This window comes from Ruegeria sp. CDSB114, assembly GCF_059611025.1.
In genome coordinates this window covers 139304-155023 of sequence record NZ_JBXWOT010000005.1, presented here as the reverse complement: position 1 = coordinate 155023, position 15720 = coordinate 139304, and the positions used below count along the sequence as shown (strand labels likewise).

The window sequence follows — 15720 nt, the reverse complement described above, 5'->3', positions numbered from 1 at the left end:
GCGAGCCTCTGGTTGTCTTCACACTTGGGCGGAACGATCCGAACCCTGAGGCAGGTGAATTCGCAGTCAGTCCTCGCCCACGCAGCCGTGTGGGTCGGCCCTTTTCGTGCAGGTATTACTGCAACCTGAAAAGAGGGACATCACTCATGCGCGTATTCACCGTCCTCGGCCCCAGCCAATCTGGCAAGACAACCCTGGTCGAGGCCATAAGCCGCCTCGACAACCGACCCACCACATTCGATGTCTCCGGAACCGTGCACTTGCACGGTTTTTCTTACTTGGACGAGCCCTGGTGCGCGATCGATGTGGACGGGGGCAGCGACAATCTGGGTTATGTCGGACCAGCCATGGCGATTTCGGATGCGGCGGTTGTGGTTGTCCCGCCGGACCCAGACGCGGCTGTCTTGTGCGCGCCCTATCTGCGGCTGGTTGAAGAGGCGGGCATTCCCTGTTTCCTGTTCATCAATCGGATGGATGCCCCAAATGGCCGTATCCGGGATATCATCGCCGCGCTACAGACCTACTGCTCCCACCACATCGCCCTACGTCAGGTCCCTATTCGCGACGGCGAGACAATAGTCGGCGCGGTCGATCTGATCTCGGAGCGGGCTTGGAAATATCAGGAAGGCCAGCCCTCGGCCCTGATCGAACTGCCGCACTCGGTCGAGGACCGCGAACAAGAAGCCCGCACCGAGCTGCTAGAGACGCTGTCGGATTTTGACGATCACCTGTTGGAGCAGCTGATCGAAGACAAACAGCCCGCAAGTGCCGAGATCTACGATCTGGCCGCGCAGGTTTTGCAGAACCACCAGTTGATCCCCGCCTGTCTGGGCGCGGCCAGCCATGGCAATGGCCTGACCCGCCTGATGAAAGCCCTGCGGCACGAAGCTCCTGAGTTCAACATTGCCGCCAACCGCGATGAGGCCACCGAGACTGCCCGCGCCATTGCGGGATTCGCGGACGTGAAGAAACATATCGGCAAGATCATCGTCCTTCGTGGCCTGGGAGATGGCGTGCGTGCGCATGAAGCTTTGGGAGGTGAGACAGTCGGCAATCTGACGACACTTGACGCCAAGACCCAGATTTCCGGGCTGGAGGCAGGTCAGATCGGGCTGGCCGTGAAATCCGATCACCTGATCCCAGGCAATATTTACGACAGCAAATCCGAATCTCCGTTGCCGGAATGGGCATCATCACATCCAGTCGCCCAACGTCAGATCGTATCACCCGCGCATGAGCGAGATGACGTGCGCCTGTCGAACGCTCTGACCCGTCTGGTCGAGATCGACCCCGGTCTCCATCTGGAACAGGATGAGCTGACCGGCCATGCGGTGCTGGGCTCTCAAGGCCCGCAGCACATGCGCCGGATCACCGCCAAACTGGCCGAAGATTTCGGGATTGAAATCGTGGCCGACCCGATCGAGACCGCCTATCGCGAAACCATCCGTGCGCCCATCGAACACCGCCACCGTCACCGCAAGCAATCCGGTGGTGCGGGTCAGTTTGCAGATGTCGTGATCTCGGTCACGCCCATGCCGCGCGGATCAGGGTTTCAGTTCGAAGAGATCGTGAAAGGCGGTTCGGTGCCGCGCAACTATATTCCCTCAGTTGAACACGGGGCCAAGGACGCGCTGGAGCAGGGGCCCGAGGGCTTCCCTGTTGTTGATGTCAAAATCACGCTGAGTGACGGCAAACACCACAATGTGGACAGTTCCGATTATGCTTTCCGCACCGCAGGCAAGAACGCCGTACGCGAGGCGCTGCCTCAGGCCAAACCGGTGGTCCTGCAACCCATTCTGAACGCAGAGATTCACCTGCCATCCGATTTTGTCGGCGACCTTGTCCCCACGATCAGTTCCTTACAGGGTCAAGTGCTGGGATTCGAAGGCAACCCCAACGCTTCGGGCTGGGAGATTTTCAATGCCCAACTCCCTGCCGTGGCCGAGGATGAGTTGCATCGCACCCTGGCCAGCGCCACGCGCGGCACCGGTTGGGTAAAGTTAAGCTTTGATCACTATGAAGAACTGCGCGGCCCGATACCGAAAGCGGCAACACGGGAAACCGCAAACGCGTGAAAAACACGGAGAGCGGGCTTCAGCCCGCTGCCGCAATCAATTCGCGGGTGTAATCTGTCTGCGCGTTTTCGAACAGGTCTTCGGCAGCGCCCATTTCAATCACGTCACCGTTCCGCATAACGATGACATTATGTGACATCGCCCGGACAACTTTTAGGTCATGGCTGATGAACAGATATGCCAACCCGTATTTCCGCTGCAGATCTCGCAGCAAGTCTACGATCTGCACCTGAACCGTCATGTCCAGCGCGCTTGTCGGCTCATCCAGCACCAGAAGTTTGGGACGTAGCACCATCGCACGTGCGATGGCGATACGCTGCCGCTGCCCGCCCGAGAACTCGTGCGGATACCGGTCCATCGACGCCGGGTCCAACCCCACTTCCGTCATCACATCCGCCACCAGATCGCGCGGGGCGCGGTGTGGATCAACCTTGTGGATTGCCAGACCCTCGGCGATGATTTGCATACAGGTCATGCGCGGGCTCAGGCTGCCAAACGGGTCCTGAAACACAATCTGCATATCCTTGCGCAACCGGCGCAATTCGCGTGTGGACCAACGGCGCACATCCTGGTCGCGAAAGGTGATACCACCCTCGGACGCGATCAGCCGCATGATGGCCAGCGCCAACGTGGTCTTGCCCGACCCGCTTTCGCCCACGATCCCCACGGTTTCGCCGGCGCGCACGCTGAGGCTGGCGTCATTCACCGCCTTAACATGGCCGACAGTTCGCTTGAGAAAGCCGCGCTGGATCGGGAACCAGACTTTCAGGTGATCGGTGCGGGCGACCTCTTCTGCATCCGCGGCGACCGGATCGGGTTGGCCCGACGGTTCGGCCGCCAGCAATTTCCGGGTATAGGGATGCTGAGGGTTCTCGAAGATGTCCGCGGTTGCACCGGCTTCGACAATCTCTCCGTCCTTCATGACGCAAACTCGATCGGCGATCCGGCGCACGATGCCAAGGTCATGGGTGATGAACAGCATCCCCATGTTTTCGGCTTTCTGCAGGTCTGCCAGCAACTCGAGTATCTGTGCCTGAATGGTCACGTCCAGCGCCGTGGTCGGTTCATCTGCGATCAGAATGTCCGGCTTATTGGCCAGCGCCATGGCGATCATCACGCGCTGCCGTTGTCCGCCCGAAAGTTGGTGCGGATAGCTGTCCAACCGATCCTTCGGGTCCCGGATACCAACCTTCGTCAGCAACTCGACAATCCGATCACGGGCCGCGTCGCCCACCACCCCCTGATGCAGCGCCAGCGATTCTGCCATCTGCTTCTGGATCGTGTGCAACGGGTTCAACGATGTCATCGGTTCTTGAAAGATGAAGCTGATGTCGTTGCCGCGCACATCCATCAGATGTTGCTCGGACGTCCCGATCATCTCTTGCCCGTCATATTTCACCGAACCTTCGACAATCGCGCTGTCTCCCAACAGCGAGACGGTCGACAAGGCGGTCACAGATTTTCCGGACCCGGATTCCCCTACCAAAGCCACGGTTTCCCCACGATCCACCGTGAAGGACACACCCTTGACCGCCGCACTGACCTGCCCGTCCTGCCGGAACGAAACCTTGAGGTTGTTTACATCCAGCAGGCTCATGAGAAGGTCTTTCTGGGATCAAACGCATCGCGGACGCCTTCGAAAATGAAGACCAGAAGCGACAGCATGATGGCAAAGGTGAAAAAGGCGGTAAAGGCCAGCCAAGGGGCCTGCAAGTTCTGTTTTGCCTGCAAGGTCAGCTCGCCAAGTGACGGGGCCGAGGACGGCAGGCCGAAGCCCAGAAAATCCAGCGAGGCCAGCCCGCCAATCGTTCCGGTAACGATGAAGGGCATGAAGGTCAGCGTGGCGACCATTGCATTGGGCAGCATGTGGCGAAACATGATCGTCCTGTTGCTGACGCCCAACGCCCGCGCCGCCCGGACATATTCCAGGTTTCGCGCCCGCAGGAACTCAGCTCGAACAACGCCAACCAATCCGGTCCAGCTGAACAGGATCATGAGCAACACCAGCAACCAGAAACTGCGCCCTAGAATAGCGAACATGATGATGATCACATAAAGCGATGGGGTGGCCGACCAAATCTCGATGATCCGTTGAAAGATCAAATCCAGCCAGCCGCCGAAAAAACCTTGAATGGCGCCTGCGAAGATACCGATCAGGCTGGCAACACCTGTGACCATCAGCGTGAACAGAATGGACAGACGGAACCCATAGATCACCCGTGCAAGCACATCGCGCTTGGTGTCATCGGTGCCAAGCAGGTTCTGACCATTGGGCGGCAGTGGGGCTGCGCCCGGCCGATCAACGCTGGTTTTGAAAGAGTATGGGATCAGCGGCCAGATGGCCCAGCCGCGCTCGAACCCGTCGGCGGCAAAGGATCCGGCCTCGATCTGTTCGATAATACCGTCAGGATCGTCAAAGCACTGATCCAAACCACCACTGTCTATCAGACAACGCACTTCGGGGTCGCGATAGATTGCTTCGGTTTGGAAATCACCGCCAAACTCGGTCTCTGGGTAGAAATTGAAGATCGGCGTATAAAGCTCACCGCGGTATTTCACCAGGATCGGTTTGTCATTTGCGATAAATTCAGCAAATAGCGACAGGCCGAACAGGATCGAGAAGATGATCAGCGACCAGAACGCCCGGCCATTGCGACGGAAGTTGCGCCACCGGCGCTGATTCAGGGGGGAAAGCGCCATTTACCCCTCCCGCTTTTCAAAGTCGATGCGCGGATCAACCAACACATACATCAGATCACTGATGATGCCGACCACCAAACCCATCAGGCCAAAGATGAACAGCGTTCCAAAGATAACCGGGTAATCGCGCGCGACCGCCGCCTCGAACCCAAGGCGACCCAATCCATCCAGCGAAAAGATGGTTTCGATGATGATTGACCCTCCGAAAAAAACACCGATGAAGACGGCCGGAAAACCCGCGATTACGATCAGCATCGCATTGCGGAACACGTGGCCGTACAGCACCCGGCTTTCGCTCAGGCCCTTGGCGCGGGCGGTCATGACATATTGCTTTTTAATCTCGTCCAGAAACGAGTTTTTGGTCAGCAAGGTGAGCGTTGCGAAGGCCGAGATGGTCAGCGCTAGGATCGGCAACGCGATATGCCAGAAGTAATCGGCAATCTTGCCAAATACACTCAGACTGTCCCAGTTGTCCGAGGTAAGCCCCCGCAACGGAAAGATCTGCCAATAGGACCCACCGGCAAATAGCACCAACAGCAAAATGGCGAACAGAAATCCCGGGATGGCATAGGCCACGATGATGGCGCCACTGGTCCAGGTGTCAAAGCTTGATCCGTCCCTGATCGCCTTGCGAATACCCAGAGGGATCGACACCAGATAGGCAATCAGCGTCGACCAAAGCCCTAGCGAAATAGACACCGGCATCTTTTCCAGCACCAGATCGGTCACACTGATCGACCGGAAATAGCTCTCGCCAAAATCCAGAGTCAGGTAATTACCCATCATATTCAGAAACCGTTCCAAGGGCGGTTTGTCGAACCCGAATTCTTTTTCCAGTTCTTCGATGAATTCAGGCGGCAAGCCACGCCCGCCGATATAGCGGTCATTTGTGCCGCCGGTCTGCTGTTCGATATCGCCACCACCGCCAGCGATACCTTCAAATACATCTCCACCACCCTCCATCTGGGCGATGATCTGTTCAATCGGGCCGCCTGGCACAAACTGCACAAGGGTGAAGTTGACGATCATGATTCCCAGCAGTGTGGGAATGACCAGCAGCAGGCGTCTTAGAATATATGCTCCCATTTGGGCGGATTACCTCAAGGCGCCGGAGGATTTCAACTGGGCTTCCTGCTCGGCGTTGATCCACCACAGGTCTTCGACACCCAATGAATAAGGCGGCAGGTTTTCCGGGTATTCATACATGTCCCAATAGGCAACCCAGTATTTGCCCAAATACCAAGTGGGCACCATGATCCGCTTGGCCCGCAAAACACGGTCCAGGGCGCGAACATTGGCAAACAACTCTTCGCTGTTGGTCGCTGCCACGATGTTGTCGATCAACGGTTCAATATCCGGGCCATACGCACCGGACGGGTTGAATACGGAATACGAGGCCGCCTCGGTTCCGAATTGCTGGTATAGTCCCGTCGAAGGTTGCAGCGAACTTGGGTACCCGCCGAAAATCATGTCGAAATCCCGGTCACGGCGGCGCAGGGTGAATTGCGCATTGTCCACACGATTGTAGGTCGCATCTATGCCCATCGTCCTAAGGTTAGCGACAAATGGCTGGATGATACGATCAAGAGTCGGCTGGTCTGACAGAAATTCTATGGCCAGTACTTCACCGTTTTGATTGCGGCGGATACCGTCTTCGCCCACCTGCCAACCGGCCTCATCCAGCAGCTTCATCGCGGCGCGCAGATTGCGACGATCATTCTGACGCTCGGCGCGGGATTCATGGGCAACGACCGGTTGGTCGGTCAGTACCGCAGGGTCCAGCGCATCGCCCAGGCTTTGCAGAACCTCCAGTTCACGCCCCTCGGGCAGCCCCGTCGCCTCTAGGTGAGTTCCCTGCCAGAATGAGTCGCGCTGCTGAAACAGGCCATATTGCAAGCTTTCATTCGTCCATTCGAAGTTGAACCCTAACTGGACGGCTTCGCGCACCTTGGGATCCTGAAATTGCGGTCGGTCCAGGTTCATGACAAAGCCCGAAGCGTTGGGGACATCCCCGTCTTCCAGCTCTACCCGAACCACTGTTCCGTTTGCTATGGCAGGAAAATCATAGGCCGTTGCCCAGCTTTTTGAATTGTTTTCCTGGCGCAGTGTGAACGTGCCCGCCTTGAACCCTTCCATCGCAGCAATCGAGTCCGCGAAATATTCGATCCGGATGGAGTCATAGTTGTTGCGGCCAACATTCACATTAACGTGGTCGCCCCAATAGTCCGGGTTGCGCTTGTAGACGATGCGCCGGTTGATGTCATAACTGTCCAAAACATAAGGTCCGGATCCGATACCGGGCTCAAGCCGGGATTTGTCGAGCCGCCGGTTTTCGGGGTCTGCTTCAAACCAGGCCTTGGAAAACACAGATGTCCCGGCAACCTGACTTATTAGGCCACGGCGCGGGATATCCGGTGCGAAGTAGAATTTAACCCGATGATCATCCAGCGCTTCGGCACGCGGAATCATCTCGCGGACGGCGTCGGCATAGGATTTTAACCCCTGTTCCAGCAGCAGATTATGCGAAAACACAACATCTTCGGCAGTCACCGGGGTTCCATCGGAAAACCGCGCCTCAGGTCGCATGTTGAAGATGACCCAATCCTGGCTTTCCGGGTATTCAAGGCTTTCTGCCAGCAGACCGTAGTAAGTGGCCGTTTCATCATAGGACGCGACCATCAGGGATTCATACTGATCCGCAGAACGCGCACCCGCGCGGCCCTGCCGCGTGTAGGGGTTGAAACTATCAAATGTCCCTTGCGCTGCATAAGACAACTCTCCGCCGCGCGGCGCATCAGGATTTACATAATCGAAATGGGCAAACCCTTCAGGGTATTTCAAATCGCCAAATTCCGAGAATCCGTGGCTTTTGATGATGGTCTCTTCGGCAAACAGTTGAGAGGTCAAGAGCGTAAGCAGCAAAAAGCCGGTAATCGGTATGGTCAACCAACCTCTGAAATCCAATGCACGTGCCTGAACAATCTGTCGGTTGGATTCCATTTGGCTCATCCCCTGTTGCGTCACTTCTTATAGTCTTGCGCCTGAACGAAGCTAAAGGTCCAGCGTTGACTGATTCAAGTTTAGAATGCGTGAGCGCATTGTGAAGGTTTCTTCATACAAAAAAAGCCGCTGCACGGGGCAGCGGCTTTGAATTTCAGATGTGCCGGTCTGGCATCAGTTGCCGATTGTCTGCAGATAGGCAATCAGATCGGCACGGTCCTGCGGTTTTTTCAGGCCAGCAAAGCTCATGGATGTGCCCGAGATATAGCTGGCTGGCCGGGTCAGGAAGGCATCCAGGGCTTCGGGTGTCCAGTTGCCGCCATGGGCCTGCATCGGCGCCGAGTAGCCGGTAAAACCGTTGGCCGTTGCAACAGGGCGGTCAACGACACCATACAGATAAGGGCCTGTGCCGTTTGCACCGTCTTCCAGCTTGTGACACGCGGTACACTTGCGGAAAACTTTGGCACCTTTCTCAACGTCGGCGGCGGCCAGCAGCTCTTCAAATACTACCTCTTCACCGTTGGCGCTTTCGCCTGCGCTTTCGGTTTCGATGATGTACGAAGCCGTCTCGCCATGGGCATCGGCGTGGTAAAGCTCTTCTGCGGCCCATTTGGCCAGAAGCAGCACCAGGAAGGTGCCAAACAGGCCTGCTGCGGCCTTGGTAACTGTCATCGTGTCGAACATTGATCGCGAGTCCATTTCAGCTGTCTGCGGGGTGTCTAAGGCTTCCCCTTACAAGAGGCAAGGTATAGACACCGCGACTAAACGCCCAATTCTGGAACTTGTTGCACGGAATCGACCAAATGACAAAACGTATCGCATTTCAGGGAGAACCCGGTGCCTATAGCCACGAGGCATGCCGAAACGCTCGTCCCGATATGGAGGCCCTGCCCTGCCGCACATTTGAGGATGTGATCGAATCAGTTCGGTCCGGCAAAGCAGACCTGGCGATGCTTCCGGTCGAAAATACGACCTATGGGCGGGTGGCCGATATTCACCGCCTGCTGCCCCATAGCGGATTGCATATCATCGATGAAGCTTTTGTTCGCGTACACATCAATTTGTTGGCCGTCCCCGGTGCCAAGCTGAGCGACATCACCGAAGCGCATTCGCATCTGGTACTGCTGCCACAATGCGCTGGGTTCCTGAAGCAGCACGGCATTCACGGACGCGTCAGCCCGGACAATGCCCGCGCCGCGCGCGAGGTCTCCGAGGCTGCCGAACTGCATTCTGCCGCGCTGGCCAGCGAGTTGGCCGGAGAGATCTATAACCTGAACGTCCTGGCCCGCCATATCGAGGACAGCGACGACAACACCACGCGTTTTTTGATCATGTCACGCGATGCGGACCTGTCGCGGCGCGGGGCGCACGGGATGATCACCAGCTTTGTGTTTCAGGTCCGTAACATCCCAGCAGCGCTGTATAAGGCGATGGGCGGGTTCGCCACCAACGGAGTCAACATGACCAAGCTGGAAAGCTATATGGTCGACGGGTCATTTACGGCCACCCAGTTCTATGCGGATATTGTCGGACACCCCGATGACCGCAATGTACAACTGGCCCTGGAAGAGCTGGAACATTTTACCACCAATGTCGAGATTCTGGGCGTCTATCCGGCAGTCCAGCCGCGCGGCTAGCTCAACCCAGCCGGTATTTCTTGCACATCGCCCCTTCATGTGAGCGGTAATCGACAAATCCCATGGCTGCGTAATAGGCGAGGCCTTCGGCATTTTGCGCTCCAATGGTCGCGTCTATTGCAAGTAGACCTGCGGCTCGGGCCGCCAGCAGCGTTTCCTGAAACAGGGCCCGCCCGACCCCCATGCGCGCGGCTGACGGGCGGATATGTGTTCCGATGATGCCCCAACCGGCTGTTACGCCATAAGTGTTTCCCTCGAAGGCCAGTTTCAGCGCCTGAAAGCCCAATACCTGTGAACCCTGCACCGCCACGGTGCATTGGATGCTACCGCGGTGGCTGATGTAATGCTCTTTGGCAAAACTCTCATCGCTGGGTTTGGTGCGCTTACCGGCGGTCACGATCTCTTGCAGGACCTCGGAAATACCTTTGGCGTCATCCACAACAGCGCTGCGCAATATCACATCAGACATTCAGGGCCTCTTGTCTCGGAATTCTCAAGAACCGTGCAGATGACGTTCTTCCATTTCCCGCGCGAATTCGCTGAGGCGGGCCTGAAACTGTCGCCGGAACCGCGACTGACCCAATCTGAGCGATTGCAGCAACAGCCGTGCAGGCAGGGATTTGGCCGATAGCGACATATCCACGGTCAGCCGGGTTCTACGTTGCGACAGGGCCAGAAACTCGACCCTGGTTGAGCCATTCATTCCCTTGCTTGCCGCCTCGAACCGCATATGGGTCGGTGGATCACATTCGGCCATATTGATTTCCACGCGCCGAGGCTTTCCGCGCATACGGAACTCGGTCTCCCAGGATGTACCGGGCACAACGCCCATATGCCCTGACAAACGCCGGACCTCGATCCCGCGGCGCATTGCCATCCGCTCGAACCGTTCGAAATCCGCAAACATTTCGAACACTGCGTTGACGGGGGCCTGAATATCTTCACGTGCGGAGAATTGCATGGTGGGTTATCGTTCTCTTGCCTATTCGCCCAGTATTTTGTCAGTCGAGCGTATCTGCAAGCCAGTTTTGCAGCAGAAAATGCGCAATCGCGCCTTTGCGCGCTGGCAGAAGGCTGGGATGTTCCCCAGCAAAGACCTGCATCATTTCAGCCTTATTCACCCATATCGCATCTTCGATTTCAACCGGATCTATAGTGATTTCTTGCGACAATGCCTCGCCTGCACAGCCAAACATCAGTGACGCCGGAAAAGGCCAGGGCTGGCTGGAAAGATAGGTTACTTGCCCGACGGGGACACCGGCCTCTTCCATCACCTCTCTGCGCACCGCCGCTTCCAGCGTTTCTCCGGGTTCGACAAATCCGGCCAGTAGCGAATACATCCCTTCAGGCCATCCCGGGGATCGCCCCATCAGCACCGAATTCCCATATGTGATCAACATGATGACGACCGGGTCGGTGCGTGGGAAATGCTGCCCCCCACACGACGGGCAACTGCGTTGCCATCCTGCTTGCGACATCTCGCTGGCGGCGCCGCAACGGGCGCAAAACCTATGGGTTTCATGCCATGCGATGACCGCCTTGGCGGAAGCCGAAAGTTCGGCATCACGTGGGGAAAGGCGCGCCATGATGCGGCGCAATTCGACAAAAACCTGACCTTCAGGCAAATCCGGGTGCTGTTGCTCTGATCGGTCAAAGAATGCCCCAAGCTCGGACAGATCAACGCCCTCGGGCATCCAATCGGATATATCAAAGGCAAAAACCGGAACTTCATCCGAGAGACCAAGCAATACTGGCGCTGGGACGATCCCACCGGGACCATTTGCAATCAGCTCGTGCAAGACAGGTAACAAGCAGAGTTGATCAAGGGCCTCTCCTTGAACCAGCAGCTTTCCGCGCCACAGCAACAGGCATTTCGCTTTCGGATGTGCTCGCGCTGCTGCCATCGCGTCGACGTCTCCACGAAGATGTGCGGCACGATCCAGCCCTGATCCACCAAACGTTACCTGTTCCGCGTTCTTCATTTAAATTCCTCTGGTTCGCCTGCACAGGGCTGCCATGACAGCTTCGGTGTTGCAACGACAATTCCACGACCGAAAACCGAGGCGATCCTGTCAAATTACCGCAAGTGCATAAAAAAATTTGCACTTACTATGCTTTTTGTTGAAGTTGTTATTCATAAAACTGCCAAAAGTAGAGTATTGAAAACAATTTCGCATTTGTCTGATCAGTCTGTAGGTATCCGGATTTTGGCGACCACCGATCTGCACATGAACCTGTGCAGTTTTGATTATTACGCGGATCAAGACGAACCTACGATCGGATTGACCCGAACGGCCAGCCTGATCCGGCAGGCGCGGAACGAGGCTGAGGCAGACGGAGATATCGTCTTGCTCTTCGACAACGGAGACGCTCTGCAGGGTACACCGTTGGGGGATTGGGCTGCCGATCCCGCCAATGCGCCGCACATCCTGATGCAGGCCTTCGGCAGCCTGGGATATGACGCGATTGGCCTGGGAAATCACGACTTCGGATTTGGGCTTCAATTCTTACAGCACGTTATCTCTGACGCCCCCTGCCCTGTGCTCAGCAGCAATGCCTTGCGCACGAATGGGCCACAGATCTGGCAAGATCATGTCATTTTGCACAAAGAGATCCCTGGCGCGCCGACACCTATGGCCCTGAAGATTGGTGTATTTTCGGTCCTTCCCCCTCAGACAGCGCAATGGGAGGCGCACAAGCTGCACGACACCCTTACCACTCAGGACATCCTGACTTGTGCGGCAAACAAAGTCAGAAAGCTCAAAGACGAAAATTGCGACCTGATCATCGCGCTGGCCCATACCGGTTTCGGACCGGACAGGTCACAACGGAATATGGAAAACGCGATTATTCCGCTGGCCGAAATCGAAGGTATCGACGCAATAATTGCTGGTCATTCCCATTTGACCTATCCCGTCAAGGCCGGCTCTGAAAACACTCTGGTGCATGGCAAACCAGTTGTCTTACCCGGAACGGCCGGATCACATCTGGGGGTGATCGACCTGAAACTTCACTCGGCAGAGCGCGGCGGCTGGACCGTTGGCGAAGCCCGGGCGGCGCTACGACCGATATCTGCGGGGCGTCCCGACGAAATGGTATCACTGGCGCCCGAAGATCCGGAATTGTTGCATCTGTTTTCCTCTGGTCATGCCGAAACCCGCAGGCGAGCGGGCCAGCCGGTCGGCCGCACCCCGCACCATCTGCACAGCTATTTCAGCTTTTGCGCCGAGGACCGTGGGCTGAGGCTGGTCGCCGCCGCCCAGGCTGCCGCGTTACGTCTGTGTATGTCCGATACCGACCTGGCAGATATTCCGATTTTATCGGCGGTTTCACCTTCGAAATTCGGCGGTCGGGCCGGGCCGCGATTCTATACGGATGTTAAGCCTGGCGAGATATTCCTGCGTAACGTGGTTGACCTGCATGTTTTTCCAAACGAATTGCAGGGTGTCATTGTATCCGGTGACCAAATCGTGGACTGGCTTGAGATGTCCGCAGCTGTTTTCAACCAGATTTCGACCGGATCTGCATCCGAACTTATTTGCGAAAATCGGGTGGGTCACAACTTTGATGTGCTATACGGGCTGTCCTGCAGAATTGATCTGACACAACCTCCGCGTTTCGACGATATGGGCACCTTGATCAATGCCGAAAACCGGCGTGTTTCAGAGGTTCTGGTCGGTGCCACCCCCATTGCACCGGATCAGCAATTTGCCGTCGCGCTTAACAATTATCGCGCCAGCGGGGGCGGGCATTTCCCATTTGCGGGTAATGCGCAACGTATCGACTTGCCCATCCTGCCGGTCCAGCATGCCCTGTTGGATTATCTGTCAGGCACCTTGGTCAGCGATCCGCTGGAAGAGGCCCAGGAACCCTTCAGAATCACCAGTAACACGGGTACGCAGGCGATCTTACGCACCGGTCCAAATGCCCACCGACATCTGCAGGACATTCAGGAATTTGATCCACAAGTCCTTGGAACCGACGAAAATGGCTTTTTACGGATTCTTCTGACCTTCTGACGGGTTGTGTTTTTCCGGCCAACTGCCTATATCCACCCTCGAGAGGTTGGCGCGGGCGAGCGCCTCGCCAACCTGGTCAGATCCGGAAGGAAGCAGCCACAACGAGCCCCGCTTGGGTCGATGTCCAACCTCTCACTTACGCGCAACGACTGCCGCAGGAGGGACTTTATGATTGTAGCAATGACCCTTCGGGCAGAGCGTTTCCGGGACTAACCCCCGCTCTTGCCTGAACACGTTACCGATGGGTGCGCGCCTGCCACCCTGATGGTTTCCTGTATCTGAACACAGGCAGAACAATGTCCAAAACACTTTCGGACCTGGGATGGTCCTCTCATTTTGCAGCCCAACATGCTGTGAACCCTACCTGCACACCGCATCGCATCAACGCCGTCCATCGTGATCGCCTGATCGGCCTGAATGCGCTTGGCGGCACATCTGATCTGACCCCTGACCGATCAACCGGCGAATTTGCGGTTGGCGATTGGGTCCTTGCGGATGATCAAAACCGCATTCGGCATCTTTTGGAGCGCAAAAGCCTCTTGCAACGCCGGGCCGCAGGCACCGGTGCGCAGGTTCAGCTGATCGCGGCGAATGTGGACGTGCTGTATATCGTCAGTTCCTGCAATGCCGATTTCAATCTGGCCCGGCTTGAACGTTATCTGGCACTGGCGCATCAGGCCGGATGCTATCCGGTTGTTGTCCTGACCAAGGCCGACAGCTGCCCTGACCCAGAGAGCTATGCCAGTCAGGCCAGTTCGCTGGCTCGGTTTCTGACCGTTCTAACCGTCAACGCGCTGGAGGCGTCAGAGATTGATCCGATCCTGTCCTGGTGCCCTGCCGGGCAAACTGCTGCTTTGGTCGGCTCATCCGGTGTCGGCAAAACCACATTGGCGAACGCCATGACTGGTCAGGCCGGGACAACGGCGGGGATCCGCGAGGATGACGCACGGGGTCGCCACACCACGACCCATCGTGCGCTTCACCCGATGCGAAACGGGGGGTGGCTGATTGATACGCCAGGAATGCGCGCCCTGCGTTTGATGGATGCCCAAGACGGCGTGGATGAGGTTTTCTCCGACCTTCTGGAATTGGCTGCAAGGTGCCGGTTCTCAGATTGCCAGCACCAGGCCGAACCCGGTTGTGCTGTGCAGGAGGCGATTGCCAATGGCGTGATTGAGCCCGACCGGCTGGCGCGCTGGCACAAGCTTCGGCGCGAAGATCAGAGGAATTCCGAGACCCTCGCGCAGTCACGGGCACGTGACAAAGCCTTTGGCAAAATGGTGCGATCCGTCATGCACGACAAAAAGTCCCGCAGCAGACACTAAGCGTGACAAAAAGGCGCCTCGTTTTCAGGCAATCAACCGGGGCCAAACCGCCCGGTTTCTGCGGGCAAAAGCGCCAATATGACCGATCTCAGGCGCTCCGAATTCATTCGGAGACAGCAGATGTCGCCGCGCCTTCGGCCCATACAGATCGGCAAGCCGCCAGACTGCGTCTGGCGGCACCATCTGGTCGTCCTCGAAGGCGAACAGGTCCACCGGCGTATTCGATTGCGCCCATCTCGCTTCGGGCAGAGCGTCACCGATCTGCGGCACATAATTCTGCGGCGCCGTGCACCAGCTGCGCCATTGCCAATAGACCGGGCCCGGCAAATCGGCACCGATCCCCACAGCTTTGCCCGGCAGATACCCCAGTGCATTCACTGCCAGACGCCCGTGGCCGTGCCAAAACAACCACGCCAGCCCGCGATAGGGCCAGGGATGGTCGGACAGAGTAACCAGCCCCGAACATACACAGATCATCCGGTCGATCTGATCAATGTCTGGCTGCACCGGCCCCAGCAAGCCGCCAAGGGAATGACCGATGCTCCACTGCAAAGCGTCCGGGAACCGCCTGCGCATCTCAGCCCGTGCGGCGGGCATGTCGACCAAGGCCCAATCCGCCATGGTCACCTCGGAGGTTTTGATTTTGTAGCGCAGCGAATGCCCGAAATCGCTGTAGTCATAGGTCAGACAGGCAATACCCTGTTCGGCGGCCAGCCAACGGGCAAAATGCTGGTAATATTCGCGCGGCACTGCAGTTGCGCTGTGAATCACCACGGCGATCTTCGACTCGGATGCAGGCAGATACAGCCGTGCCGACAGGCTGGCAGAGCATGAGGCAAAGTCAAAGTCCTTAGTCTGGACGCAGGGCGTGGTATCAAGCATGGCGCTTCCGACAAATTCTGAACTACTCGGTTCACTCAACAATCGGCCCGATTTCGGCCACCAGAGTCAAGATTTCATCAAG

General features: G+C 57.1%; 13 protein-coding genes and 1 other RNA gene. 5 read left to right on the top strand and 9 right to left on the bottom strand.

Annotated features, from left to right (window positions below; all coding sequences use genetic code 11):
- Positions 1-146: 146 nt before the first annotated feature.
- Entirely contained in the window at positions 147-2075 is a 1929-nt protein-coding gene (locus tag AC2FIP_RS13795) for an elongation factor G (RefSeq protein ID WP_496786862.1), read from the top strand.
- A 19-nt stretch (positions 2076-2094) separates the two neighbouring features.
- On the opposite strand, the gene AC2FIP_RS13790 is transcribed toward AC2FIP_RS13795, so the two are convergent.
- From AC2FIP_RS13790 to AC2FIP_RS13770, 5 genes are all read right to left on the bottom strand, one after another.
- Positions 2095-3672: an ABC transporter ATP-binding protein gene (locus AC2FIP_RS13790; protein ID WP_496709407.1), complete on the bottom strand. Its 1578-nt coding sequence runs from the start codon at positions 3670-3672 to the stop codon at positions 2095-2097.
- Entirely contained in the window at positions 3669-4775 is a 1107-nt protein-coding gene (locus AC2FIP_RS13785; protein WP_142636960.1) for an ABC transporter permease, read from the bottom strand. Before AC2FIP_RS13785 ends, AC2FIP_RS13790 begins: the two co-directional genes overlap by 4 nt.
- A complete protein-coding gene (locus AC2FIP_RS13780) occupies positions 4776-5861 on the bottom strand; it encodes a microcin C ABC transporter permease YejB (RefSeq protein ID WP_142636962.1) in 1086 nt (361 codons plus the stop codon).
- Between the two features lie 9 nt (positions 5862-5870).
- A complete protein-coding gene (locus AC2FIP_RS13775; protein WP_496697671.1) occupies positions 5871-7775 on the bottom strand; it encodes an extracellular solute-binding protein in 1905 nt (634 codons plus the stop codon).
- Between the two features lie 174 nt (positions 7776-7949).
- On the bottom strand, positions 7950-8459 hold the full coding sequence (locus AC2FIP_RS13770; protein ID WP_496750441.1) for a c-type cytochrome: 510 nt from the start codon (positions 8457-8459) through the stop codon (positions 7950-7952).
- A 119-nt stretch (positions 8460-8578) separates the two neighbouring features.
- Between AC2FIP_RS13770 and AC2FIP_RS13765 the strand changes: the two genes are divergently transcribed.
- Positions 8579-9412 (top strand): prephenate dehydratase, encoded by an 834-nt coding sequence (locus AC2FIP_RS13765; protein ID WP_271949791.1) that lies wholly within the window; start codon positions 8579-8581, stop codon positions 9410-9412.
- Between the two features lies 1 nt (position 9413).
- Here AC2FIP_RS13765 and AC2FIP_RS13760 read toward each other — a convergent pair whose 3' ends face one another.
- Genes AC2FIP_RS13760 through nudC form a run of 3 tightly spaced genes read right to left on the bottom strand, consistent with a single transcriptional unit; the run spans position 9414 to position 11394 of the window.
- A complete protein-coding gene (locus AC2FIP_RS13760; RefSeq protein ID WP_496786861.1) occupies positions 9414-9881 on the bottom strand; it encodes a GNAT family N-acetyltransferase in 468 nt (155 codons plus the stop codon).
- 24 nt (positions 9882-9905) lie between these two features.
- Positions 9906-10373 (bottom strand): SRPBCC family protein, encoded by a 468-nt coding sequence (locus AC2FIP_RS13755; protein WP_142636970.1) that lies wholly within the window; start codon positions 10371-10373, stop codon positions 9906-9908.
- A 40-nt stretch (positions 10374-10413) separates the two neighbouring features.
- Positions 10414-11394, bottom strand: a complete 981-nt coding sequence (gene nudC / locus AC2FIP_RS13750) for an NAD(+) diphosphatase (protein WP_496697668.1) — start codon at positions 11392-11394, stop codon at positions 10414-10416.
- 177 nt (positions 11395-11571) lie between these two features.
- Here nudC and AC2FIP_RS13745 point away from each other — a divergent pair, with 177 nt between their 5' ends.
- From AC2FIP_RS13745 to rsgA, 3 genes are all read left to right on the top strand, one after another.
- Complete coding sequence (locus AC2FIP_RS13745; protein WP_496786860.1) at positions 11572-13431, top strand: 5'-nucleotidase C-terminal domain-containing protein; 1860 nt, start codon at positions 11572-11574, stop codon at positions 13429-13431.
- A 39-nt stretch (positions 13432-13470) separates the two neighbouring features.
- Positions 13471-13569, top strand: an RNA gene (gene ffs, locus AC2FIP_RS13740) — signal recognition particle sRNA small type.
- Positions 13570-13727: 158 nt separating this feature from the next.
- Positions 13728-14756, top strand: coding sequence for a ribosome small subunit-dependent GTPase A (gene rsgA / locus AC2FIP_RS13735; RefSeq protein WP_496786858.1), 1029 nt, complete (start codon positions 13728-13730; stop codon positions 14754-14756).
- 24 nt (positions 14757-14780) lie between these two features.
- Here rsgA and AC2FIP_RS13730 read toward each other — a convergent pair whose 3' ends face one another.
- The gene (locus tag AC2FIP_RS13730) at positions 14781-15638 is read right to left on the bottom strand and encodes an alpha/beta hydrolase family protein (protein ID WP_496786856.1); all 858 of its coding nucleotides are present in this window, start codon (positions 15636-15638) and stop codon (positions 14781-14783) included.
- Positions 15639-15720 lie beyond the last annotated feature (82 nt).

Coding starts and splice junctions, on each gene's coding strand:
- AC2FIP_RS13760 (WP_496786861.1), bottom strand. CDS start 9,881: ATGTCTGATGTGATATTGCGCAGCGCTGTTGTGGATGACGCCAAAGGT.
- AC2FIP_RS13770 (WP_496750441.1), bottom strand. CDS start 8,459: ATGTTCGACACGATGACAGTTACCAAGGCCGCAGCAGGCCTGTTTGGC.
- AC2FIP_RS13765 (WP_271949791.1), top strand. CDS start 8,579: ATGACAAAACGTATCGCATTTCAGGGAGAACCCGGTGCCTATAGCCAC.
- AC2FIP_RS13755 (WP_142636970.1), bottom strand. CDS start 10,373: ATGCAATTCTCCGCACGTGAAGATATTCAGGCCCCCGTCAACGCAGTG.
- nudC (WP_496697668.1), bottom strand. CDS start 11,394: ATGAAGAACGCGGAACAGGTAACGTTTGGTGGATCAGGGCTGGATCGT.
- AC2FIP_RS13790 (WP_496709407.1), bottom strand. CDS start 3,672: ATGAGCCTGCTGGATGTAAACAACCTCAAGGTTTCGTTCCGGCAGGAC.
- AC2FIP_RS13795 (WP_496786862.1), top strand. CDS start 147: ATGCGCGTATTCACCGTCCTCGGCCCCAGCCAATCTGGCAAGACAACC.
- AC2FIP_RS13775 (WP_496697671.1), bottom strand. CDS start 7,775: ATGGAATCCAACCGACAGATTGTTCAGGCACGTGCATTGGATTTCAGA.
- rsgA (WP_496786858.1), top strand. CDS start 13,728: ATGTCCAAAACACTTTCGGACCTGGGATGGTCCTCTCATTTTGCAGCC.
- AC2FIP_RS13730 (WP_496786856.1), bottom strand. CDS start 15,638: ATGCTTGATACCACGCCCTGCGTCCAGACTAAGGACTTTGACTTTGCC.
- AC2FIP_RS13785 (WP_142636960.1), bottom strand. CDS start 4,775: ATGGCGCTTTCCCCCCTGAATCAGCGCCGGTGGCGCAACTTCCGTCGC.
- AC2FIP_RS13780 (WP_142636962.1), bottom strand. CDS start 5,861: ATGGGAGCATATATTCTAAGACGCCTGCTGCTGGTCATTCCCACACTG.